Here is a 22,152-nt window from a genome sequence, read left to right on the forward strand (position 1 = left end):
TCTCCGCGAAAGGCGATTATTGTACCAGCCGTTGCGTCTATCAGCACTCACTCAACGCGTCGCGGAAACGTCTCACCAAACTTTTGAGGTCGTTGCGCCAGCTTTCCAGCTCAGCACGCGACAGCGCTGGATGCTCAGGCTCATCAAGATTGACGGCTTGAATCAGAGGCTGGGTAACGTCGGTTTTCGGCGCTTTTCTGGCGACCGGTGGTCGGAACAAATCGGCATAAGCACCGAGCATTTGCGCCAGCCAGGTTTCGCGTTGGCGAGCCAGCTCCAGCAACTCGGCCACTTCCGGGATGGCGATACCGTTCAGGGCATCGTCGGCCAGGGCTTGCTCCACCGTTGCGACGACCGGCAGGCGATAGAAGCCCCCGATTTCATGGCACAGCCCCAACAGAGCGCCATACAGGTGGAACAGCGCCGACTCGCGCTCAGCCTGGACCAGGCCTTGGGCATTCATGGCCTGGCTTTGTTCAGCCTTGGCCATGGACTCGAGGGCGAGGCCGGCGAAGAACAGTTTCTGGTTGGTGCGGGTGTAGAGTTCCTGGGCCATTTCAGTGCCCTCCCATAAGGCTACAAGGCGGATATCTGCATCATAAATGATTGGGGCCGCTTTGCGCCCCTTCGCGGGCTTGCCCACTCCCACCAGTACAGCGCCACATTCAAGGGCGGCGCGATACCTGTGGGAGCGGGCAAGCCCGCGAAGGGGCGCAAAGCGGCCCCAAATCACAGCACCGATGGATCAGCGCTTGTCTTCAACCTTCCAGGCATTGCCGTCGTAAAACGCCTTCCAACCGGTCGGTTTGCCATCGACCTCGGACTGCACGTACTGCTCCTTGGTCTTGCGGCTGTAACGAATCACCGCCGGGCGGCCATCCGGGTCTTTCTGCGGCGCATCGCACAGGAAGTGGTACTTCGGATCAATCTCATGCTTGTGCGGCACAATCTCCAGCACCAGCGGCGCACGGGTTTCGCGGTTCTTGGGGAACTGGCTGGCAGCCAGGAACAACCCAGAAGCACCGTCGCGCAGCACGTAGGTATCATCGACCTTCTCGCACTTGAGCTCCGGCATGTCCACCTTGTCCATCTTCGGTGGCGCCGCCTCGCCGCTCTTGAGCAGCTTGCGGGTGTTCTTGCATGCCGGGTTGGTGCAGCCGAAGAACTTGCCGAAACGGCCGGTCTTCAATTGCATCTCGCTACCGCACTTGTCGCACTCCAGGCTCGGCCCTTCGTAACCCTTGATGCGGTAGTTGCCTTCTTCGATCTCGTAACCGACACAATCCGGGTTGTTACCGCAGATGTGCAGTTTGTGTTTCTCGTCCAGCAGGTAGGCGTCCATCGCGGTGGCGCAGATCGGGCAACGGTGCTTGCCCAGCAGTACGCGCGACTCCGACTCGCCCTCGTCGTCAGCAGCAATCTCGTCGCCCGGCACCAGGTTGACGGTAGCCTTGCAGCGCTCTTTCGGAGGCAGGCTGTAGCCAGAGCAGCCCAGGAACACACCCGTAGAAGCGGTGCGAATCATCATCGGCCGACCACATTCCTTGCATGGAATGTTGGTCATGGTCGGCTGGTTGGCGCGCATGCCGTCTTCACTGGACTCGGCAGTCTGCAGCTTTTTGCTGAAATCGCCGTAGAACTCGTCGAGCACGTTCTTCCAGTCACGCTCGCCCTGGGCCACGTCGTCGAGGTTCTCTTCCATGTCGGCGGTAAAGCCGTAATCCATCAGGTTGGAGAAGCTCTCCGACAAGCGCTCGGTGACGATATCGCCCATCTTCTCGGAGTAGAAGCGGCGGTTGTGCAGCGTCACATAGCCACGGTCCTGGATGGTGGAAATGATCGCCGCGTAGGTCGATGGACGGCCAATGCCGCGCTTTTCCATTTCCTTGACCAGGCTGGCTTCGGTAAAGCGTGCAGGCGGCTTGGTAAAGTGCTGGCTCGGGTCGATCTGGATCAGTTTCAGCGCTTCACCCTGCACCATCTCTGGCAGCACGTCGTCTTCGCCCGGCTTGCTCTGCTGTGGCAGCACACGGGTGTAGCCGTCGAACTTGAGGATGCGGCCCTTGGCACGCAGCTCGAAATCGCCGGCAGCGACGGTAACGCTGGTGGACAGGTACTGCGCTGGCGGCATCTGGCACGCCAGGAACTGGCGCCAGATCAGCTCGTACAGGCGCTCGGCGTCACGCTCCATGCCGCTGAGCTTGGTCGGGTGGGTATTCACGTCAGAAGGCCGAATCGCTTCGTGCGCCTCCTGGGCGCCCTCCTTGCTGCCGTAAACCAGTGGCGCCTCTGGCAGGTACTGCTTGCCGAACTCCCGTTCGATGTAGCTGCGTGCCATATCCAGGGCGTCAGCCGACAGGTTGGTCGAGTCGGTACGCATGTACGTGATGTAACCGGCTTCGTACAAGCGCTGGGCCATCATCATGGTTTTCTTCACGCCAAAGCCCAGGCGGTTACTGGCCGCTTGCTGCAAGGTGGACGTAATGAACGGTGCCGATGGCTTGCTGCTGGTCGGGCGGTCTTCGCGCTTGACCACGCTGTAGCTGGAAGCCTTGAGCTTTTCCAGTGCAGCCATGGCCTGAGCTTCGTTCAGCGGCTTGAAGGCCTCACCCTTCTCGCGCGCCACCTCGAAACGCACCTTGGCGTTCTTGGCGGTGCCGAGGTCGGCGTGGATCTCCCAGTACTCTTCCGGGATGAAGGCGCGGATCTCACGCTCACGCTCAACCACCAGCTTCACGGCCACCGACTGTACACGGCCAGCGGACAGGCCACGGGCAATCTTGGCCCACAGCAGCGGCGAAACCATGTAACCAACCACGCGGTCGAGGAAACGCCGCGCCTGCTGGGCGTTGACCCGGTCGATGTCCAGCTCGCCTGGCTGCGAGAAGGCTTCCTGAATGGCCTTCTTGGTAATTTCGTTGAACACCACGCGCTTGTAGCGGGTGTCGTCACCCCCGATGGCCTCGCGCAGGTGCCAGGCAATGGCTTCCCCTTCGCGGTCCAAGTCGGTTGCGAGATAGATGGTGTCGGCATCCTTGGCCAGGCGGCGCAGCTCTTCGATCACCTTTTCCTTGCCAGGCAGGATCTCGTACTTGGCCTTCCAGCCATGGTCGGGGTCGACGCCCATGCGTGCCACCAGCTGGCGGCGGGCCTTCTCTTTCGGCGAAAGCGCCGGCGCCTCACCCGCAGCCTTGCCACGCTTGGCGGCCGGCTCTTTGCTCGCGCTGGCCGAACCGCTGGTGGGGAGGTCTCGGATATGGCCGATACTCGACTTCACCACGTACTGGTTGCCCAGGTACTTGTTGATGGTCTTGGCCTTGGCCGGGGATTCCACAATGACCAGCGATTTGCCCATGGATCGGAGTATTCCTGAATCTGAAGATAAAAAACGCGCCAAGTGCCAGACGCGGCACCGCTATATATAGTGGCAAAAGTGTGAGGTCAAGCTCGGACGATCACGCGTGCGACTTGCCCAGCAACCCGGGCAGCCCCTCTTCGGCCTTGACCAAAGCAAAGCGTGGCACCTGCTCGCCGTCAAATTCGACGGACTCCTGGAACATCGAAAGGGGACGTACCCAGAAGCTGTAATCACCATACAGGCATTGGTAGAACACCATCCACTCTTCGGTTTCGGAGTGCCGCGCAACACTGAAGACACGGTACTCAGGCCCTTTGTAATGCCGGTATACGCCTGGTTGTATCTGCATGTTGCTCACCTCCTGAATAAAACCTGAAAAAACAAAACCGGGGCACTAGGCCCCGGCTGCTGTCCCGCTACGCGATCAGACGCGTTCGAAGACAGTGGTGATACCTTGGCCCAGGCCGACGCACATGGTCGCAACACCCAGCGTACCGCCATTTTGCTTCATGACGTTGAGCAGGGTGCCGGAAATCCGCGCCCCGGAGCAACCAAACGGGTGGCCCAAAGCAATGGCGCCGCCGTGCAGGTTAACCTTCTCATCCATCTTGTCGAGCACTTTCAAGTCTTTCAGCACGGGCAGGGCCTGTGCAGCGAAGGCTTCGTTGAGCTCGATGAAGTCGATATCGGCCATGGTCAAGCCCGCACGCTTGAGGGCTTTCTGGGTCGATGGCACCGGGCCGTAGCCCATGATTGCCGGGTCGACACCGGCCACTGCCATCGAACGGATCACCGCCAATGGCTGGATACCGAGGTCCATGGCACGCTGACCGGACATGACGATCATGCACGAGGCGCCGTCGGTGATCTGCGACGAGGTACCGGCCGTGACCGTACCGCCTTTCGGGTTGAATGCAGGCTTCAGCGATGCCAGGCCTTCGAGGGTGGTTTCCGGGCGAATGGTTTCGTCGAAATCGAACACCTTCAGGAAGCCGTTCTCGTCGTAGCCCTGCATCGGGATGATCTCGTCCTTGAACTTGCCTTCGACCGTGGCCTTGTGGGCCAACTGGTGCGAACGCAAGCCGAACAGGTCCTGCTGCTCACGGGTGATGCCGTGCATCTTGCCGAGCATTTCTGCAGTCAGGCCCATCATCCCGGAAGCCTTGGCGGCATGCAAGGACAGGTGCGGGTTGGGGTCTACGCCATGCATCATGCTGACGTGGCCCATGTGCTCCACGCCACCGACCACGAACACATCACCGTTACCGGTCATGATCGCCTGAGCGGCCGTGTGCAGCGCGCTCATGGACGAGCCGCACAGGCGGCTGACGGTCTGCGCCGCGGAAGTGTGCGGGATCTGGGTCATCAGCGAGGCCATGCGGGCGATGTTCCAGCCCTGCTCCAGGGTCTGGTTGACGCAGCCCCAGATCACGTCCTCGACTTCTTTCGGGTCAACCTTGCCGTTGCGTTCCAGCAGCTTGCTGATCAGGTGCGCCGACATGTCTTCGGCGCGGGTGTTGCGGTGCATGCCACCCTTGGAGCGGCCCATTGGCGTGCGACCGAAGTCGACAATCACCACGTCTCTTGGATTCAGGCTCATATCAAATCTCTCGCTCTAGCTCGTTGACCGCTCAGTTGAAGAAGCGCTGGCCGTTCTTGGCCATTTCACGCAGCTTGGCGGTCGGGTGGTACAGCGGCCCCAGGTCGGCATACTGATCGGCCAGGGCGACGAATTCGGCCACACCGATCGAGTCGATGTAACGCAGCGCACCACCGCGGAAGGGAGGGAAACCAATGCCGTAGACCAGGCCCATGTCGGCTTCGGCAGCGGTTTCGACGATGCCGTCTTCCAGGCAACGCACGGTCTCCAGGCACAGCGGGACCATCATCCAGTTGATGATGTCTTCGTCAGTGACTTCGCGCTGCTCGAACACGATCGGTTTGAGCACGTCGAGCACGGTGGCATCGAAAACCTTCTTCGGCTTGCCGCGCTTGTCGGTTTCGTAGGCGTAGAAGCCCTTACCGTTTTTTTGGCCCAGGCGGTTGGCCTCGTACAACGCGTCGACTGCCGAGCGGCGCTCGTCCTTCATGCGATCCGGGAAGCCTTCGGCCATGACGTCACGGCCGTGGTGGCCGGTGTCGATGCCGACCACGTCCATCAAGTAGGCTGGGCCCATCGGCCAGCCGAACTTCTCCATGACCTTGTCGATGCGCACAAAGTCGACACCGGCGCTGACCAGCTTGGCAAAACCGCCAAAGTACGGGAACAGCACGCGGTTGACCAAAAAGCCCGGGCAGTCGTTGACCACGATCGGGTTCTTGCCCATTTTCTTGGCGTAGGCCACGGTGGTGGCGACCGCCACTTCACTGGACTTCTCACCACGGATCACTTCCACCAGCGGCATCATGTGCACCGGGTTGAAGAAGTGCATGCCGACGAAGTTTTCCGGGCGCTTGAGCGCCTTGGCCAGCAGGTTGATAGAGATGGTAGAGGTGTTGGAAGCGAGGATCGCATCGTCCTTCACCTGGCCTTCCACTTCCGCCAGTACCGCTTGCTTGACCTTCGGGTTCTCGACCACTGCCTCGACGACGATGTCGACATTGGCAAAATCGCCATAGGACAGGGTCGGTCGAATGGCGTTGAGGGCCTCGGCCATCTTGGCTGGGGTCAGGCGGCCCTTCTCGACGCGGTTGCCAAGCAACTTGGAGGCCTCGTTCAGACCCAGCTGAATGGCTTCTTCGCGGATGTCTTTCATCAGGATCGGCGTACCCTTGACCGCCGACTGGTAGGCGATACCGCCGCCCATGATGCCGGCGCCGAGCACGGCGGCCTGCTTCACGTCGTGGGCGATCTCGTCATGCGCCTTGGCCTTGCGCTTGAGTTCCTGATCGTTGAGGAACAAGCCGATCAGGCTCTCGGCGACCGAGGTCTTGGCCAGCTTGGCAAAGCCTGCGGCTTCGACTTCCAGGGCCTTGTCGCGACCGAAGTTGGCGGCTTTCTGGATGCTCTTGATCGCTTCGACCGGAGCCGGGTAGTTCGGGCCGGCCTGGCCAGCGACGAAGCCCTTGGCCGTCTCGAAGGCCATCATCTGCTCGATGGCATTGAGCTTGAGCTTCTCCAGCTTCGGTTGGCGCTTGGCCTTGTAGTCCAGCTCGCCACTGATGGCACGCTTGATCAGGTCGAGGGCACCGGCCAGCAGCAGCTCAGGGGCGACCACCGCGTCGACGGCCCCCACTTTCAGGGCGTCTTCGGCACGGTTTTCCTTGCCGGCGGCGATCCACTCGATGGCGTTGTCCGAGCCGATCAGGCGCGGCAGGCGCACGGTACCGCCAAAGCCCGGGTAGATACCCAGCTTGACTTCCGGCAGGCCGATCCTGGCGCTGGTGGACATGACCCGGTAGTCGGCCGCCAGGCACATTTCCAGGCCGCCGCCCAGCGCGATGCCGTTGATGGCGGCAACGGTCGGCACTTCGAGGTCTTCGAAGGCGTTGAAGATACGATTGGCTTCCAGGTTGCCGGCGACCAGTTCGGCCTCAGGCAGCTTGAAGTTGTCGACGAACTCGGTGATGTCGGCGCCGACGATGAACACGTCCTTGCCACTGCTGACGATCACGCCTTTGACCGAGGCATCGGCCTGGATGGCATCGACGGCCTGGCGCAGCTCGTTCAGGGTAAGGCGGTTGAACTTGTTGACGGACTCACCCTTGAGGTCGAACTTGAGCTCGACGATGCCACTTTCAAGAGCCTTAACCGTGATGGCTTTACCTTCGTAAATCATCAACTGATCTCCACGATATGGAAGCTGAACTGTACACGCCGATCACTGCAGCAGAAGCAGGCCTAAGCTGCCTTGCCCCAGGCACACCCGTCAGCGCGCTAGTCGGAAGTATGGCTTGGCGTCATGACATACAAACGCTCAATTCATACGCCCGTTTGATTTGGGTGTGCACACATTCTCCGAAAAGATGGGCGTTGTCAAATGCTCACGAGCACGGCGAAAACGCGACTTTCCAGTCATTTTCTATCGTCCGGGTACAAAACATGATGACAGTGATCGCCGGTCATTCATGTCAGCGATTGACCACAAGCATTGGCTGACGGCTTTGCGCTTGCGCGGCGAGCCAGTGCGACTACACTGGCACTTGCTTGAATGAATAACCCGGCCTGCCTGGCCTTTTCTGCGCAGCAGAACGCAAAGCGGCGACTTGGCACCCCACCCCTTCAGGGTTATGCCGAGCCGCCGCTTTGTCGTTGCAGAACAGATTGACCAGCCTGGATGCCCCCGTAGGAGCGGGTTTACCCGCGAAGCAGGCACCGCGGAGCTTGGCACCGACTCCGCCGGTGTTCGCAAGTGTCTCCTCGCCTACAGGAGTCGCGCATGGGCGGCGCTCAAGCCAAGGTTTCGAGGGCGTAGGCAACATCCTGCAACACAGCAGTATCGCCACGTTCGGTCCAGTACAGGGCAATCATCCGCGCATCGGCCTCGACCTTGTACACACTCGCCGGCAAGCGCGACAACGCGCCCATGAAACGTGGGTCTTCGCAGGGCTCGCGCCACTGGTTCCACCACACCCCGGGGCTGACCTGCCAGAAGCTGAAGCTGTCCTCATGCCCACGGCGCCGGGCTCTGTGATACTGCGGGCAGGGGCTTGGCGGCTCCTTTTCCAGCCAGTGCGGCCACTGCTGCGGCGCCAGTTGCATGGCCAAACCCATGCGCCGCGCCTCCAGGCGCAACTTCATCTGCTCGCTCTGCTTGCGCGAGCTGCGCAGCCAGGAAAGCGGACTGAGAATCAGCGCAAGGATTGACACCACCAGCAATACCGTCATATCAGTAGTTCCCATAAAGCGTTGCAAATGAGCTGGTTAGCCATTTTTCACGGTAGGCCCGCCCTAAAGCGACCATACTTCTTCTATCGCGATTGTCAGGAGTACCGCTCATGCAATACGAACATTTGTTGGTCGCCGTCGACCTGACCGAAGAATGCGACCCGGTGATCAAGCGCGCCATGGCGCTGGCAGAGCCTTCGAAAGCCAAGGTATCCCTGGTGCACATCGTTGAGCCGATGGCCATGGCTTTCGGCGGTGACGTACCGATGGATCTGTCGCAGCTGCAACAGCAGCAGTTCGACCAGGCCAAGGAGCGCATGGACCGGCTGTTCAACAAATACCCGGGAATCAACCGCGGCGACTCGCACCTGACCTACGGCCAGCCTCGCCAGGAAATTCACCAGTTGGCCAAGGACCAGAAGTGCGACCTGATTGTGGTCGGCAGCCATGGCCGTCACGGCCTGGCATTGCTGCTGGGCTCCACGGCCAACGATGTGCTGCACGGTGCGCCGTGTGACGTGCTGGCGGTACGCTTGCTGAAGAAGGATTGACTGGACCTGAACCCGCCTCTTCGCGGGCCTGTCCGCGCCTGCAAGGGTATGGCAATCCCTGCAGGTGCGGCTTTACCCGCGAAGAGGCCGGAACAGGCTAACGCCAATCAGCCTTCCAGCTCAGCCCAGCGCTCCACCAATACATCCAGCTCGCCCTGCAGCTTCTCGATCCGTGCCAGCACCGCCGAAGTTTCTGCAATCGGCCGCTGATAGAAGCCCGCCGCATTCACTTCTTCCTGGGCTTCAGCCATACGCTGCTCCAGCTCATCAATCTGCCCCGGCAGCATCTCCAGCTCACGCTGCAGCTTGTAGCTCAGCTTCTTCTTCGAAGCGTCTTCCACCACCGGCGCCGCAACAGGCTCAGGCTTGGCCTCGACCTTCTCCACTACCGCGCTGTTGAGCGCAGACTTACCGCCCTTGCTCTCGGTCACACCCAGCAGCTTCGGCGAGCCGCCCTGGCGAATCCAGTCCTCGTAACCGCCCACATACTCACGCACCTTGCCCTCGCCTTCGAACACCAGGGTGCTGGTCACGACGTTGTCGAGGAAGGCCCGGTCGTGGCTGACCATCAGCACGGTGCCCTTGTAGTTGGACAGCACCTCTTCCAGCAGCTCGAGGGTTTCCACGTCCAGGTCGTTGGTCGGTTCGTCAAGCACCAGCAGGTTGGCCGGCTTGCTGAACAGCTTGGCCAGCAGTAACCGTGCACGCTCACCCCCCGACAACGCCTTGACCGGCGTACGCGCGCGCTGGGGGCTGAACAGGAAGTCGCCCAGGTAGCTCAGCACGTGGCGGTTCTGGCCATCGATCTCGATGAAATCACGGCCTTCCGCCAGGTTGTCGATTACGGTCTTTTCCAGGTCGAGCTGGTGGCGCATCTGGTCGAAATAGGCCACCTCAAGCTTGGTGCCGCGCTCCACTTTGCCCGCAGTGGGCTCAAGGTCGCCCAGCATCATCTTGAGCAACGTGGTCTTGCCAGTGCCGTTTGCGCCCAGCAGACCGATGCGATCCTGCCGCTGCAGGACCATGGAAAAGTCCTTGACCAGCAGGGGGCCGTCCGCGTGATGGAAGCTGACATTTTCCAGCACCATCACCTGCTTGCCGGATTTGTCCGCGGCTTCGATCTGGATGTTGGCCTTGCCCTGTCGTTCACGGCGCTCGCCACGCTCCACACGCAGGGCCTTCAGTGCACGCACGCGGCCTTCGTTGCGGGTACGGCGGGCCTTGATACCCTGGCGGATCCACACTTCTTCCTGGGCCAGGCGCTTGTCGAACAGCGCGTTGGCGGTTTCTTCGGCGGCCAGTGCGGCCTCCTTGTGCACCAGGAAGCTGGCGTAGTCACCGTTCCAGTCGATCAGGCCGCCGCGGTCCAGTTCGAGGATACGGGTGGCCAGGTTCTGCAGGAACGAACGGTCGTGGGTGATGAACAATACCGCGCCGTTGAAGCCACGCAGGGCCTCTTCGAGCCAGGCGATGGCACCGATGTCCAGGTGGTTGGTCGGTTCGTCGAGCAGCAGCAGGTCGGGCTCGGACACCAGCGCCTGGGCCAGCAGTACGCGGCGGCGCCAGCCACCGGACAGCTCGGCCAGGGTCTTGTCGGCCGGCAGCTGCAGGCGGCTGAGTGTGCTTTCCACCACCTGTTGCAGGCGCCAGCCGTCGCGGGCTTCCAGCTCGTGCTGGACGTGCATGAGTTTTTCCAGGTCTTCATCGCCCTGGATGTTCATGCTCAGGTGGTGGAACTGCGCCAGCAATTCGCCCACGCCGTCCAGACCAGCGGCTACCACGTCGAACACCGTGCGCTCGTCGGCTACCGGCAGCTCCTGTGGCAACTCACCGATCTTCAGGCCAGGCGCACGCCAGATTTCACCGTCGTCGCCCTTCTGCTCGCCCTTGACCAGGCGCAGCATGCTCGACTTGCCGGTGCCGTTGCGGCCGATGATGCACACCCGCTCGCCACGAGCGATCTGCCAGGACACTTTGTCCAGCAGCGGCATGGCGCCGAATGCGAGGGACACATCGCTGAATTTGAGCAGGGTCATGTTCGTCTCCATAAATCGGGCGCGCATTCTACCTGACTTGGCCTTCGACGGCATCCGCCAGGCCAACCGGTGAGCACCTGGTGACATCTGGTCGAACTTAATATCCCGATACAAGCACAGTGCTTTCACCCACTGCCGGCAAACAGCTAAGCTAAGGCAATAGCTTTCAATAGTGCTGGCTCCGCCGACACTTCCCATGGTTCAACTGCCCGGACGTATCATGCGCAGCCGCCTGTTACATATCGCATCCTGCCTGCTGCTTACCGCTGCCACCTGCGCAGCGCAGGCCACCGACCTGACCCTGCAACGCCAGTACTATGACGAGGCCAAGCGAGCGCTGGCCAAAGGCGACAAAGGCCCGTACCTGCGCTATGCCCAGGCCTTGAGCGACTACCCGCTGACGCCCTACCTGGTCTACGACGAACTCACCGCCCGCCTGAAGAGTGCCAGCAACCAGGAAATCGAAGGTTTCCTGGCCAAGCATGGCGACCTGCCCCAGGCCAACTGGATGAAACTGCGCTGGTTGCGCTGGCTGGCCGAACGCGGCGAGTGGGATACCTTCGTCAAGTACTACGACCCCAAGCTCAACTTCACCGAACTGGACTGCCTCAACGGCCAATACCAGCTCAGCCACGGCCTGCGCGCCGAAGGTTACGCCACCGCCGACAAGCTGTGGAGCGTCGGCAAATCGCAACCTGCCGCCTGCGACACGCTGTTTGGCATGTGGGCAGCCGAAGGCCAACTGACCGAGGCCAAGCGCTGGGAACGCACCAAGCTGGCCGCCCAGGCGCGCAACTACGGCCTGGCCAACACCCTGGTCAAGACCCTGACCACCCTCGGCCCGCAGGGGCGCCTGCTGATCGACGTCGCGCAGAAGCCCGAGCTGCTCAACCAGCCGTCGCGCTTTACCCCGGTCAACGAGGCCATGTCCGACGTGGTCAGCCTCGGCCTTCGTCGCCTGGCCCGGCAGGACCCGGAGCGGGCCATGGCGCTGCTCGACGATTACGCCCAGCGCATGCACTTCTCGCGTGACGAAAAGGTGGCCATCGCCCGCGAAATCGGCCTGACCCTCGCACGCCGCTACGACCCACGCGCGCTCGACCTGATGACCCGCTATGACCCCGAGCTGCGTGACAACACTGTCAGCGAATGGCGCCTTCGCCTGCTGCTGCGCCTGGGCCGCTGGGAGGACGCCTACGAGCTGACCAAACGCCTTCCCCAGGACCTGGCCAGCACCAGCCGCTGGAAGTACTGGCAGGCTCGCAGCCTGGAGCTGGCACAGCCAAACAACCCGCAGATCCCGCTGCTTTACAAGACCGCAGCGCGTGAGCGTGACTTCTATGGCTTCCTCGCCGCCGATCGGGCACAGACACCCTACCAGCTGAACAACAAGCCGCTGCTGCTGAGCCCACAACTGGTCAAGAAGGTCCGCAACACGCCCGGCATCCAGCGCGCACTGGAATTCCACGCCCGCGGCCAGATCGTCGACGGCCGCCGTGAGTGGTACCACGTCAGCCGCCACTTCACCCGTGACGAAATGGTTGCGCAGGCACGCCTGGGTTATGAGCTGCGCTGGTACTTCCCAGCCATCCGCACCATCAGCCAGGCCCAGTACTGGGACGACCTGGACATCCGCTTTCCCATGGCCCACCGCGACACGCTGGTGCGTGAAGCCAAGGTTCGCGGCCTGCATTCGAGCTGGGTATTCGCCATCACTCGCCAGGAAAGCGCCTTTATGGAGGACGCACGCTCACCCGTGGGCGCCAGCGGCTTGATGCAACTGATGCCGGCCACGGCCAAAGAAACCGCACGCAAGTTCAGCATCCCGCTGGCCTCACCGGCGCAAGTGCTGAACCCGGACAAGAACATCCAGCTGGGTGCGGCCTACCTGAGCCAGGTACACAGCCAGTTCAACGGCAACCGGGTGCTGGCTTCGGCAGCCTACAACGCCGGCCCCGGGCGCGTGCGACAGTGGCTCAAAGGGGCCAAGCACCTGAGCTTCGATGTGTGGGTGGAGTCGATCCCGTTCGACGAAACACGCCAGTATGTTCAGAACGTGCTGTCGTATTCGGTGATCTACGGGCAGAAGCTGAATTCACCGCAGCCACTGGTGGATTGGCATGAACGGTATTTCGATGACATGTGATTGCTGTTGAGCCTGTACCGGCCTCTTCGCGGGTGAACCCGCGCCTACAAGGGTTACGCGGTCGTTGTAGGAGCGGGTTCACCCGCGAAGAGGCCTGCACAGGCAACACACCTATTCCAGGATTTCTACCTCCATCCCCACCTCCAGCCACCCACTGCCATCCACAGCCAGGTTCTGGCCGAACAGTACGTCGCCTTCTTTTTCGCGGAAAGTCTTCAGCGTAGCCATCGGCTCACGGTCAGCGCTGCGCTCCCCGGTAGCCGGATCGATGGTCGTGAAGATGCACCGCACACTGGGCTTGAGCACGCGAAACACCAAGCTGCCGATGCGAATCCGCTTCCAGGCATCCTCGGCAAACGGCTCCGCGCCCTGCACCACCAGGTTGGGCCGAAAGCGCCGCATCGACATGGGCCGGCCAATACGCCGGTTAAGCTCGTCCAGCGAGCCCTGCCCAATCAGCAGCAAGGGGAAGCCATCCGGAAACGCCGCACGGTCACTGTTGAAGCCGTAACCATTGGGCAGGTAACGCGCACGCTGCTCCGGGCAATGCACCAGGCGTACGGCTTTGCCCAGCAACTCACTCAACCAGGCCGCCGCGGCATCGCCAGCGTCCGGCACACGCAGGGTATCGCGCCAGATCGTCACGCCGCGCAGGGCGTCATCGGCAGGCGGTACAGGCACCCGCAACGGCGCCTGTCCAGGGGCTTGCAGCAGCAACTGGCCGCTGTCGTCATCGCTCGCGTCGATCTGGCCAAGTTGTGGCCAGGCACGCTGGGTCAGGAAGCGTCCGTTTTCTTCCTCGACCACCATCCAGCGCCGGTCGCCTTGCAACCCCAGCAACCCCACCGGTGATGCCTTCAGGCTTTGCGCCTGCCCCGACTTCACCGGGTATCGATACAACTCACTGAGAAACATCCCTGCTGCCTCGCTTCATGCCAAAAGCCAAGCTTATACCTGGCCGGCACAACGTTCACGCGGCGGTGGTATCCAGCAGCAGGCGCTGCTTGACCACATCGACCAGGCGATCAGGCTGGAACTTGGAAAGGAAGTTGTCACAGCCCACCTTCTTCACCATGGACTCGTTGAAACTGCCCGACAGCGAAGTGTGCAGCACCACATAGAGCTGGCGCAGACGGGCATCGCTGCGGATCTCGGTGGTCAGCCGATAGCCGTCCATTTCCGGCATTTCTGCATCGGTGAACACCATCAGCAGCTTTTCGCACACGTCCTCGCCGGCGTCGGCCCAGCCCTTGAGCATGCGCAGCGCCTTCAGGCCATCACTGGCCACGTGCAGCTTCATGCCCAACTGAGACAGGGTATCGCGCAATTGCGCCAAGGCCACACTGGAGTCGTCCACCAGCAGCACTTCGCGGCCGCGGGCCCGGGCCAGCACTGGGTCGGCGAGCTTGTCGCCAGAAACCCGGGCGTTGTAGGGCACGATTTCGGCCAGCACCTTTTCCACGTCGATCACTTCCACCAGCTTCTCATCAACCTTGGTGATGGCAGTCAGGTAGTGCTGGCGACCGGCACTGGAAGGCGGCGGCATGATCGACTCCCAGTTCATGTTGACGATGCGGTCGACACCGCCCACCAGGAAGGCCTGCACCGAGCGGTTGTATTCGGTGACGATGATGGTGCTGTCCGGCCCCGGCTGTAGCGGGCGCATACCGATCGCCTGAGACAGGTCGATCACCGGCAGGGTCTGCCCACGCAGGTTGACCACACCACAGACATAGGCGTGGCGCTGGGGCATCAGGGTCAGCTTGGGCAGTTGCAGTACTTCCTGCACCTTGAACACGTTGATCGCGAACAGCTGGCGACCGGCCAGACGAAACATCAGAATTTCCAGGCGGTTCTCACCCACCAGTTGCGTGCGTTGGTCTACCGTGTCGAGAATGCCAGCCATTGGAAAGCCCCCAGGCTTGAGTCTTAAAAGGTGAAATCATCTACCCTGTATCGGCGGCTTCACGCACACCTTGACCCCTGCGGGAAAATGCCGCGCAGATAATTGATATCACTTTACCATCATGCTTTACTGCCGACACGCCAGGGCAAATCAGGGGCACGACAAAAGTTCCCTACCCTAGCCCTTGATCAGGGAAACCCTTAGCGGCAATCGGGTGCAACCTGATGTTCGCGATATCCTTTAGCCATTAATGTGACGCCATTCTCATTGCATGAATGGAGTCAGGCTTTTGCTAGCTATCGTTTCGGCGTGCCCGCCCCCTGCGCCTACCCCACGCGCGGGGACTTGATGATGGACACTGCCTTATCGTTCGATGACGCCCTGCAGGGCTTCCTGCTGGATGCCCAGGTACTGCTGACCCAGGCCCAGGAATGCCTGCAGCATCTGGAGCTTATAGACAATGACCCGGATGCCTGCAGTTGCCTGAACAACACCCTCGACACTATCGCCCGTCAAGCTACGCGCCTGGGCCTGCGTGAAGTCGCCCACTACACCACCGCCCTGCAACAGTTGCTCGCCCCGGCCTGTCACGGTGGTTGCCTGCAGCGTGAAGCCCTACCCGCCATAGGGGCATGCCTGACCTTGCTGGCCTGGCAGTTGGAGCTTGTCGATAGCCGTACAGGGCGGCTGAACCTGGACATCGGCGAGCAACTGGTGTTGCTGGGTGAATTGGCCAAAGTCGTACAAGCACCCTTTGCGCCAGCCTGCGCGTCCTGCGATGAAGAAGGCAGCGCGTGCATTCACCCGCACAGTGACGTGGCAACCGGCAACCGCCCCAGCCGCTCTAATCGCATGCATTAACCTGACGCAAAGTGCAACTAAGCAACTTGATTGAAACCCGACCATGGTCGAACTTGGAAAGTTCACCAGGCTTTCGGTGCATGCCGTTGAATCATTGCCGCGCTAGTTACAGCACAAGTGGGTACAACGCGATTAAAGGGTGGCACTTTGCTACCCGAAAAGGCCCGACCAGTAGGCGTTTCAACGCGTTACACGGCCGCGACCAATGCAATGCAAAGTGATAATATGCGCCCCCACAAACGCTTGCTGCCGGAACAACGGTGGCAAGAATGCGTGTTCGAAAAAACATCGAAAGTACTGCGCCAAAGCCTCTGACCAGCATTGTGCAAGGCCTCCATCAGCAATACTTCAGTGGCCTCCCTACCTATGTTTCCACGCTTGAAGACTTCTTTGCATTGCTGCTCCCGCGCCGCCGTGCTGCGTTGGGCAACGGTCGGGCTTTGCGTGGCCTCACTGGTTGCCAACATGGCGCTATACCTGGCCAACCAGACAATCCCGGCCACCCTGCTGGTGCTGCAGTTGGTCGCCACGCTGGGTGCTGTTGTACAACTGGGCCTGAGCGCCAGGTCGATCCACCTGCGCCCGGCCGAGCTGGCCGAGCGCATGCTCAAGGTGCAAGAAGACGAGCGTCAGCATCTGAGCCGGGAACTGCACGACGACATCGGCCAACTGCTCACCGCTGCCAAGCTGCAACTGCAGTGGCTGCAACGGCGCATGCCCGACGAGTTGCAGGGGCACTGCGAGGCCCTGCGCAGCACGCTGGATGACACCCTCGGTAACGTGCGCGATGTTTCCGCGCTGCTCAACCCCCGGCAGTTGGCCAGCCTTGGCCTGGAGGCCAGCCTGCGCGCGCACCTGGTACGCACCCTGGCCAGCAGCGGCGTGCACTGGAGCCTGGCGTGCAACCAGCGCCTGGGCGGCATCGACGAAGCCGTGGCCATGGCGGTGTTCCGTATTACCCAGGAGGCAGTGACCAACATGCTGCGCCACGCCCAGGCACACAACCTGGTCATCCGCCTGCAACGCACCCCTGAGGGGCTGGCGTTGTCGATCCACGACGATGGTCGTGGTTTCGCCCCTGCCCGGCACCCGGCCGAGGCCGGTCAGCGCGGCTTGGCCGGCATGCAGGAGCGGGTAATCGCGCTGCAGGGCAGCCTCGACATCACCAGTCAGCCTGGCCGAGGCACACAGATCGAAGCGATGTTCCCGTGGTCCCCGCGCACTCAGCAACGCGCCAGGAGTATTACCAACCATGACCTGTAGACTACTGCTGGTAGATGACCACTCGCTGATCCGCGCCGGGGTGCGCGCACTGGTCTGCGATATCCCCGGCTATGACGTGGTCGGCGAAGCCGACGACGGCAGCCAGCTACTCGACCAGGTACGCACACTGACACCCGACATCATCTTGCTGGACATCTCCATGCGTTCGACCAGCGGCCTGGACGCCCTCACCCAACTGCGGGCCAGCGGCAGTACCTGCAAAGTGCTGATCCTGTCCATGCACACCGACCCGGACCTGATCATGCGGGCCCTGGAAAGCGGTGCCCACGGCTACCTGCTCAAGGACACCAGCGCCACCGAGCTGGAACAGGCGCTGGGTGCCGTACGCCACGGTGAGCGCTACCTCAGCCCGGCCATCGCCCACACCGTCATCAACCAGGCGCTGCGGCACACCAAACTAGGCAAGCAAAGCGCTGGCGAACGGCATAATCTGACTTCACGGCAGCTTGAGATCCTCCGCCTGATCGTGCGCGGCAAGTCCACCCGGGAAATCGCGGCAGGCCTGGGCCTGTCGATCAAGACCGTGGAAACTCACCGCTCACAAATCATGAAGCGCCTGCAGATTCACGACGTGGCCGGCTTGGTGCTGTTCGCCGTACGCGAAAAAATCATCAGCCTGGATGACTGAGCAACGGTGACCCGGCCGGCAGGTGCAGGTGCAACGCCGCCGGCCTTGCCTGAAAGCGCAGGTTGGCAGCTTGCAACGGCTCGCCATCGAGGTTGATGTCCAACCCTTGCGAACTCTTGATCTCGACCCATGGCAGCCTGGCCCGAACGAACAGGCCGTCACCGCCCAACAGGTCCCGCAGAGCCCCCACCACTTCCTGTGGTGCAGGCAGAATAGCGACGTCAAGCAAACCGTCGTTGACCATGGCTTCGGGGCACAGCACCTGCCCGCCCCCAGCCTGTCGGCCATTGCCGATACCCAGCGCCAGCAAATCCCCTTGCCAGTGGAAGCCTGGCCCTTGTAGCTCTACTGAAGCCGCCTGTAGCTCACTGAAGCGGGATAACCCGGTGAACAGGTAGGCGGCAGCGCCCAGCACTTTCTTGAGGTCTTCGGAGGTATTGGCGGTGACCTGGCTGCCAAAGCCACCCGTGGCCATGTTGAGGAACAACTGATCGCCAGCCTGCCCCAAGTCTATTGGTTGTGGCGCGATATTCAGCAAGGCCAGCGCCGACGCTGGCTCCAGGGGGATGCCAGCGGCTTTGGCGAAATCGTTGGCCGTCCCCAATGGCAACAAGGTCAGGCTGGCGTTGGTAGCAGCCAAGCCCATGGCCTCGGCCACATCCCGCAACGTGCCGTCCCCGCCACCGGCGACGATATGGCTGTAACCCGCCGCCAGTGCCTCGGCGACCAGCCGTTGGGCGTCGCCCGCCTCCCAGGTAACCCGTACATCCAGCACCCAGCCGCTATCGCGCAGGTCGCGCACGGCGCTGCGCACGTCTTCGTTCATCGCCTGCTTGCCGTGCAGCACCAACATTGCCTTGCGCCCTTGCATGTGCGCGTCTCCGTAAAGTGGACCACCCCCTATCTCGACCACTGGCCCACCCGGATCGTTGCATGCCCTGGAAAAAACAGTGTGCCGGCGCCAGGCCTGCAACTGGTCACGTCGCCGGTCATTTTTTCCACACCTGACAATCCCGGCTATGCTCAGCAAATATCCCTATTGCCATGGACGCGCCCGGCAGTGGCTCCCCCACTGCTCCCAACGGGCGCGTTTTGCTATCTGCAGCCTTTCGCGAGGACTTCGGGTCATGCGCATTCTCTGGACACTGCCCTACCTGCCTTGGCCGACCACCAGCGGCCACAAGACCCGGCAATACCATCTGCTGCGCGCACTGGCCCAGCGCGGCCACCGGATTACCCTGCTGGTGCAGTCGAAGATCCCTCTCTGCGACGCAGCACGTGAGGCCCTTGAGCCCCTACTCGAACGCCTGATCGTGCTACCCCGCAGACCGCTGCACAGCCCACTCAACCTGCTGGCTTCACCCATCATCGATTACCCCATGCGGGCTATCATCAATGGCCTGGCGCCTTGCCTGCGGCACCGGTTCGAGCAACTGCTGGACGAACCCTGGGACGTGATCCAGATTGAGCACAGTTACAGCTTCCAGCCGTTCGAAAAAGCCCTGCAGGCCCGCAGGCTGCCCTACATGCTTAGCGAGCACACCCTGGAGTCGGTAATGGGCGGCGCCTGCCACGATCGCCTGCCGCTGTGGCTGCGCCCGCTCAACGCCTTCGACCGCTGGCGCTACCGGCGCTGGGAGCACCGTGTGCTGCGCCAGCCCACCGAACTGGTGGCTGTCAGCGCCCATGATGCCGAGCTGATCGCGCAGATCAGCGGGCGCCCGGTGAATGTGGTGATTAACGGCGTGGACTGTGATTTCTACCAGCAGGTGCAACCTGCGCTGCACAGCCAGCGTCTGTTGTTCGTCGGCAATTTCGAATATGGCGCCAATCTGGAGGCCATCGAATGGGCACTGGACGACATCATGCCGAAGGTGTGGATGAGCAACCCGGCGGTGCGCCTGGCGATTGCCGGGCACGCGATGCCGGCCAACTGGAAGCTTCACTGGAACGACCCACGCATTGAATGGTTCGGCTACCGCCCCGACCTGCGTGAACTGCAACGACGTTCAGCCCTGTTCTTTGCCCCCCTGCGCTATGCCGGTGGCTCGAAGGTGAAAATCCTCGAAGCGATGGCCGCCGGCTTACCCGTGATCACCACCGACAAGGGCGTTTCAGGCCTGACCGTGAACAACGGCGAACACTACTTGGGCAGTGACGACGGTGATCAACTGGCATTGCTGATCACCCAGCTGCTCAATCAGCCCTGGCGCATGAGCCAGTTGAGCGCCGCCGGGCGCCAGTTTGCCCGCCAGCGCCACGACTGGAGCGTGGCTGCCCAACAACTGGAGAATGTGCACATACGCCTGACCCAGGCGGCACCGGCCGAGGCCGCGCCGCTGGCCAGTGCCTGGCTGGGCCGCTCAGCCAAGTAGCTCGCTGAAGGGGATGAATGGCACGATGTCGCCCTGCTTCGGCGTGCTGCCTTCACGCACTTCCACCAGGCCCTCCGCCCAGGCTGCGCTGCGCAGCACACCCGAGCTCTGGTTCTTGTAGATGCGCACTCGGCCCTGTTCGATGCGCGCGCGCAGGTATTCGCGACGCGTACCCGGCTTGGGCCAGTCAAACCCTGCCGGCATGTCGAACCGCAACGGCGTGACGTCAATCACACCCTGACGACGCAGCAGGTAGGGCCTGGTCAGCAGACCGAAGGTGACCAAGGTCGAGGCGGGGTTGCCCGGCAAGCCAATCACCGGCACGCCCTGGAAGTGGCCGAAGGTCAGCGGCTTGCCCGGCTTGATCGCCAGCTTCCACAACGCCAGTTCGCCGGCCTCGCGCAGGGCGGCACCGAGGTAGTCGGCCTCGCCCACCGAGACGCCTCCGGTGGACAGAATCAGGTCTACGCCACCCAGTTCAGCCAGGCAGGCGCGAGTGCGGGCCAGGTCATCCGGCAGGATGCCGGCATCGACCACTTCGCAACCCAGCCGCTGCAACCAGCTGACCAGCAGCCTGCGGTTGCTGTTGTAGATCTGCCCAGGCCCGAGCGGCAGGCCTGGCTCGACCAGTTCGTCGCCGGTGGACAGCACCGCCACTTTTACCTTGCGCACCACGTCCAGACGGCCATGCCCCAAGGTCGCAGCCAGGCCCAGTTCGATCGGCCCAAGGCGGGTGCCGGCGCTCATCACCTGCTCGCCCTTGCGGGTCTCCTGACCTTGAGGGCGTATGTTCTGCTCGGTGCGCAACGCTTCGAGAAAGCGTACCCGGCCATCTTCGAGTACGTCGGTGTTTTCCTGCATCTCGACGCAGTCGGCCCCCTCCGGCACAGGCGCGCCGGTGAAGATCCGTGCGCAAGTACCCGGTTGCAGCGGCTGGGGCGCATGGCCGGCGAAAATACGCTGGCTGACCGGCAGCGGCTGGCCCTGCCAATCAGCCAGGCGCAAGGCATAACCGTCCATGGCGCTGTTCGGCCAAGGCGGCAGGTCGAGGGAGGCCACCAGGTCAGTGGCCAGCACGCGGCCTTCGGCTTCGGCCAGCGGCAGGTTTTCGGTCTCGCGGATCGGTGCAGCTTCGGCCAGCGCCAGCAGTTGCTCCAGCGCCTGTTCCACCGGCATCAGCGGCCGGGCCGGGCTGACCTCAGCCACGGCTGTCACAGGCCGCTGCCTGCTTCAGGTGCGCCACGAAGTTGCACGGGCGATGACGGGCATCAAGCTGCTCGGCAAGGATGCCATCCCAACCGGTGCGCACAGCGTTGGTCGAGCCCGGCAGGCAGCACACCAGCGTGCCGTTGGCCAGCCCGGCCAAGGCTCGCGATTGCACGGTGGAGGTGCCAATGTCTGCCACGGAAATCTGCCGGAACAACTCACCAAAGCCGTCCACTTGCTTGTCCAGCAGGCAGGCCACCGCCTCGGGGGTGCTGTCGCGGCCAGTAAACCCGGTACCGCCGGTAATCAGCACCACTTGCACGCTGTCATCGGCGATCCAGGTGGCAACCTGGGCTCGGATCTTGTACAGGTCATCCTTGAGCAGCACGCGCTCGGCAAGGCGGTGACCGGCGGCGCTCAGGCGGTCGACGAACATCTGGCCAGAGGTGTCGGTGTCGAAGGTACGGGTGTCGCTGACCGTGAGTACGGCGATGCTTAGCGCCACGAAGGGGGTATCTGCCTTGGCTTTCATGGGTGTCCGTCACAACAGGATGAGATGGACGCAGTTATATCACAGCGCACCTTTTCCAGCGTTGCCCCCCTCAGCCTTGCCTTGGGTCAAGAGAACGAATTAATCGCTATGCTGCACTTGGAGTGAACTTGCACTAACGTCCTGCGTCATAAAAGTCATCTAGCACCATCGCACTTGGAGAAACACGATGATCAAACGGACCCTACCCGCCTTCCTGCTTGCCTTGGGTTTGGGCGCCCTTGCTGGCTGCTCGACCCCAACCGTCATTACCCTGAACGATGGCCGGGAGATCCAGGCAACCGACAAACCGTCCTACGACGAAGACTCTGGCTTCTATGAATTCGAGCAACTCGACGGCAAGCGCACGCGCCTGAACAAGGACCAGATCCGCACCGTCAAAGAGCTCTGATCAAGGCCCCGTTCAGGCCATGGCCCTTTAAA

19 protein-coding genes are annotated in these 22,152 nt (G+C 62.1%); 7 read left to right on the forward strand and 12 right to left on the reverse strand.

Annotation, left to right across the window (positions count from 1 at the left end; translation table 11 throughout):
- Positions 1-40: 40 nt before the first annotated feature.
- The 6 genes from LMH93_RS18715 to LMH93_RS18740 form a co-directional block, all read right to left on the reverse strand.
- Positions 41-556 (reverse strand): DUF6586 family protein, encoded by a 516-nt coding sequence (locus LMH93_RS18715; protein WP_003248773.1) that lies wholly within the window; start codon positions 554-556, stop codon positions 41-43.
- Between the two features lie 189 nt (positions 557-745).
- Positions 746-3,355 (reverse strand): type I DNA topoisomerase, encoded by a 2,610-nt coding sequence (gene topA / locus LMH93_RS18720; RefSeq protein ID WP_003248770.1) that lies wholly within the window; start codon positions 3,353-3,355, stop codon positions 746-748.
- Between the two features lie 100 nt (positions 3,356-3,455).
- Entirely contained in the window at positions 3,456-3,707 is a 252-nt protein-coding gene (locus tag LMH93_RS18725; protein WP_003248769.1) for a DUF1653 domain-containing protein, read from the reverse strand.
- Between the two features lie 75 nt (positions 3,708-3,782).
- Complete coding sequence (fadA, locus tag LMH93_RS18730) at positions 3,783-4,958, reverse strand: acetyl-CoA C-acyltransferase FadA (RefSeq protein ID WP_003248768.1); 1,176 nt, start codon at positions 4,956-4,958, stop codon at positions 3,783-3,785.
- 31 nt (positions 4,959-4,989) lie between these two features.
- On the reverse strand, positions 4,990-7,137 hold the full coding sequence (gene fadB, locus LMH93_RS18735) for a fatty acid oxidation complex subunit alpha FadB (protein WP_003248763.1): 2,148 nt from the start codon (positions 7,135-7,137) through the stop codon (positions 4,990-4,992).
- A gap of 611 nt (positions 7,138-7,748) precedes the next feature.
- Positions 7,749-8,186 carry a hypothetical protein gene (locus LMH93_RS18740; RefSeq protein ID WP_003248762.1) on the reverse strand — a complete coding sequence of 146 codons (438 nt, stop codon included), beginning with the start codon at positions 8,184-8,186 and terminating at the stop codon, positions 7,749-7,751.
- Positions 8,187-8,296: 110 nt separating this feature from the next.
- On the opposite strand from LMH93_RS18740, the gene LMH93_RS18745 reads away from it, so the two are divergent.
- A complete protein-coding gene (locus LMH93_RS18745; RefSeq protein ID WP_047604588.1) occupies positions 8,297-8,737 on the forward strand; it encodes a universal stress protein in 441 nt (146 codons plus the stop codon).
- 107 nt (positions 8,738-8,844) lie between these two features.
- On the opposite strand, the gene LMH93_RS18750 is transcribed toward LMH93_RS18745, so the two are convergent.
- The gene (locus tag LMH93_RS18750; RefSeq protein WP_003248759.1) at positions 8,845-10,773 is read right to left on the reverse strand and encodes an ATP-binding cassette domain-containing protein; all 1,929 of its coding nucleotides are present in this window, start codon (positions 10,771-10,773) and stop codon (positions 8,845-8,847) included.
- 220 nt (positions 10,774-10,993) lie between these two features.
- Between LMH93_RS18750 and LMH93_RS18755 the strand changes: the two genes are divergently transcribed.
- Positions 10,994-12,919: a transglycosylase SLT domain-containing protein gene (locus LMH93_RS18755; RefSeq protein ID WP_003248757.1), complete on the forward strand. Its 1,926-nt coding sequence runs from the start codon at positions 10,994-10,996 to the stop codon at positions 12,917-12,919.
- 111 nt (positions 12,920-13,030) lie between these two features.
- Here the strand turns inward: LMH93_RS18755 and LMH93_RS18760 are convergent, their stop codons facing one another.
- Complete coding sequence (locus tag LMH93_RS18760; protein WP_014859340.1) at positions 13,031-13,834, reverse strand: MOSC domain-containing protein; 804 nt, start codon at positions 13,832-13,834, stop codon at positions 13,031-13,033.
- A gap of 55 nt (positions 13,835-13,889) precedes the next feature.
- Positions 13,890-14,825 carry a chemotaxis protein CheV gene (locus LMH93_RS18765; protein WP_003248753.1) on the reverse strand — a complete coding sequence of 312 codons (936 nt, stop codon included), beginning with the start codon at positions 14,823-14,825 and terminating at the stop codon, positions 13,890-13,892.
- Positions 14,826-15,176: 351 nt separating this feature from the next.
- On the opposite strand from LMH93_RS18765, the gene LMH93_RS18770 reads away from it, so the two are divergent.
- The 3 genes from LMH93_RS18770 (at position 15,177) to LMH93_RS18780 (ending at position 17,598) form a co-directional block, all read left to right on the forward strand.
- Positions 15,177-15,686, forward strand: coding sequence for a hypothetical protein (locus tag LMH93_RS18770; protein ID WP_003248752.1), 510 nt, complete (start codon positions 15,177-15,179; stop codon positions 15,684-15,686).
- Between the two features lie 366 nt (positions 15,687-16,052).
- Positions 16,053-16,949, forward strand: a complete 897-nt coding sequence (locus LMH93_RS18775; protein ID WP_230064445.1) for a sensor histidine kinase — start codon at positions 16,053-16,055, stop codon at positions 16,947-16,949.
- The gene (locus LMH93_RS18780; RefSeq protein ID WP_014859337.1) at positions 16,939-17,598 is read left to right on the forward strand and encodes a response regulator; all 660 of its coding nucleotides are present in this window, start codon (positions 16,939-16,941) and stop codon (positions 17,596-17,598) included. Before LMH93_RS18775 ends, LMH93_RS18780 begins: the two co-directional genes overlap by 11 nt.
- Here LMH93_RS18780 and yegS read toward each other — a convergent pair.
- Entirely contained in the window at positions 17,582-18,469 is an 888-nt protein-coding gene (yegS, locus tag LMH93_RS18785; protein ID WP_003248746.1) for a lipid kinase YegS, read from the reverse strand. The two genes, LMH93_RS18780 and yegS, sit on opposite strands and share 17 nt — an antisense overlap.
- Before the next feature lie 256 nt (positions 18,470-18,725).
- Between yegS and LMH93_RS18790 the strand changes: the two genes are divergently transcribed.
- Positions 18,726-19,973, forward strand: a complete 1,248-nt coding sequence (locus LMH93_RS18790) for a glycosyltransferase family 4 protein (RefSeq protein WP_003248745.1) — start codon at positions 18,726-18,728, stop codon at positions 19,971-19,973.
- Here LMH93_RS18790 and LMH93_RS18795 read toward each other — a convergent pair.
- Together LMH93_RS18795 and moaB are read right to left on the reverse strand one after the other, a co-directional pair.
- Positions 19,962-21,188, reverse strand: coding sequence for a molybdopterin molybdotransferase MoeA (locus LMH93_RS18795; RefSeq protein WP_230064446.1), 1,227 nt, complete (start codon positions 21,186-21,188; stop codon positions 19,962-19,964). The genes LMH93_RS18790 and LMH93_RS18795 overlap by 12 nt on opposite strands.
- Positions 21,172-21,711, reverse strand: coding sequence for a molybdenum cofactor biosynthesis protein B (gene moaB, locus LMH93_RS18800; protein ID WP_003248741.1), 540 nt, complete (start codon positions 21,709-21,711; stop codon positions 21,172-21,174). Before moaB ends, LMH93_RS18795 begins: the two co-directional genes overlap by 17 nt.
- 187 nt (positions 21,712-21,898) lie before the next feature.
- On the opposite strand from moaB, the gene LMH93_RS18805 reads away from it, so the two are divergent.
- Positions 21,899-22,120 (forward strand): YgdI/YgdR family lipoprotein, encoded by a 222-nt coding sequence (locus LMH93_RS18805; protein ID WP_003248738.1) that lies wholly within the window; start codon positions 21,899-21,901, stop codon positions 22,118-22,120.
- Positions 22,121-22,152 lie beyond the last annotated feature (32 nt).

Source organism: Pseudomonas sp. CIP-10, assembly GCF_020911845.1.
GTDB lineage: Bacteria > Pseudomonadota > Gammaproteobacteria > Pseudomonadales > Pseudomonadaceae > Aquipseudomonas > Aquipseudomonas alloputida.

Bases quoted from the DNA above. Each gene is read 5' to 3' on its own strand.
- LMH93_RS18715 (WP_003248773.1), bottom strand. From the start codon at position 556: ATGGCCCAGGAACTCTACACCCGCACCAACCAGAAACTGTTCTTCGCC.
- topA (WP_003248770.1), bottom strand. From the start codon at position 3,355: ATGGGCAAATCGCTGGTCATTGTGGAATCCCCGGCCAAGGCCAAGACC.
- LMH93_RS18725 (WP_003248769.1), bottom strand. From the start codon at position 3,707: ATGCAGATACAACCAGGCGTATACCGGCATTACAAAGGGCCTGAGTAC.
- fadA (WP_003248768.1), bottom strand. From the start codon at position 4,958: ATGAGCCTGAATCCAAGAGACGTGGTGATTGTCGACTTCGGTCGCACG.
- fadB (WP_003248763.1), bottom strand. From the start codon at position 7,137: ATGATTTACGAAGGTAAAGCCATCACGGTTAAGGCTCTTGAAAGTGGC.
- LMH93_RS18740 (WP_003248762.1), bottom strand. From the start codon at position 8,186: ATGACGGTATTGCTGGTGGTGTCAATCCTTGCGCTGATTCTCAGTCCG.
- LMH93_RS18745 (WP_047604588.1), top strand. From the start codon at position 8,297: ATGCAATACGAACATTTGTTGGTCGCCGTCGACCTGACCGAAGAATGC.
- LMH93_RS18750 (WP_003248759.1), bottom strand. From the start codon at position 10,773: ATGACCCTGCTCAAATTCAGCGATGTGTCCCTCGCATTCGGCGCCATG.
- LMH93_RS18755 (WP_003248757.1), top strand. From the start codon at position 10,994: ATGCGCAGCCGCCTGTTACATATCGCATCCTGCCTGCTGCTTACCGCT.
- LMH93_RS18760 (WP_014859340.1), bottom strand. From the start codon at position 13,834: ATGTTTCTCAGTGAGTTGTATCGATACCCGGTGAAGTCGGGGCAGGCG.
- LMH93_RS18765 (WP_003248753.1), bottom strand. From the start codon at position 14,825: ATGGCTGGCATTCTCGACACGGTAGACCAACGCACGCAACTGGTGGGT.
- LMH93_RS18770 (WP_003248752.1), top strand. From the start codon at position 15,177: ATGGACACTGCCTTATCGTTCGATGACGCCCTGCAGGGCTTCCTGCTG.
- LMH93_RS18775 (WP_230064445.1), top strand. From the start codon at position 16,053: ATGTTTCCACGCTTGAAGACTTCTTTGCATTGCTGCTCCCGCGCCGCC.
- LMH93_RS18780 (WP_014859337.1), top strand. From the start codon at position 16,939: ATGACCTGTAGACTACTGCTGGTAGATGACCACTCGCTGATCCGCGCC.
- yegS (WP_003248746.1), bottom strand. From the start codon at position 18,469: ATGCAAGGGCGCAAGGCAATGTTGGTGCTGCACGGCAAGCAGGCGATG.
- LMH93_RS18790 (WP_003248745.1), top strand. From the start codon at position 18,726: ATGCGCATTCTCTGGACACTGCCCTACCTGCCTTGGCCGACCACCAGC.
- moaB (WP_003248741.1), bottom strand. From the start codon at position 21,711: ATGAAAGCCAAGGCAGATACCCCCTTCGTGGCGCTAAGCATCGCCGTA.
- LMH93_RS18805 (WP_003248738.1), top strand. From the start codon at position 21,899: ATGATCAAACGGACCCTACCCGCCTTCCTGCTTGCCTTGGGTTTGGGC.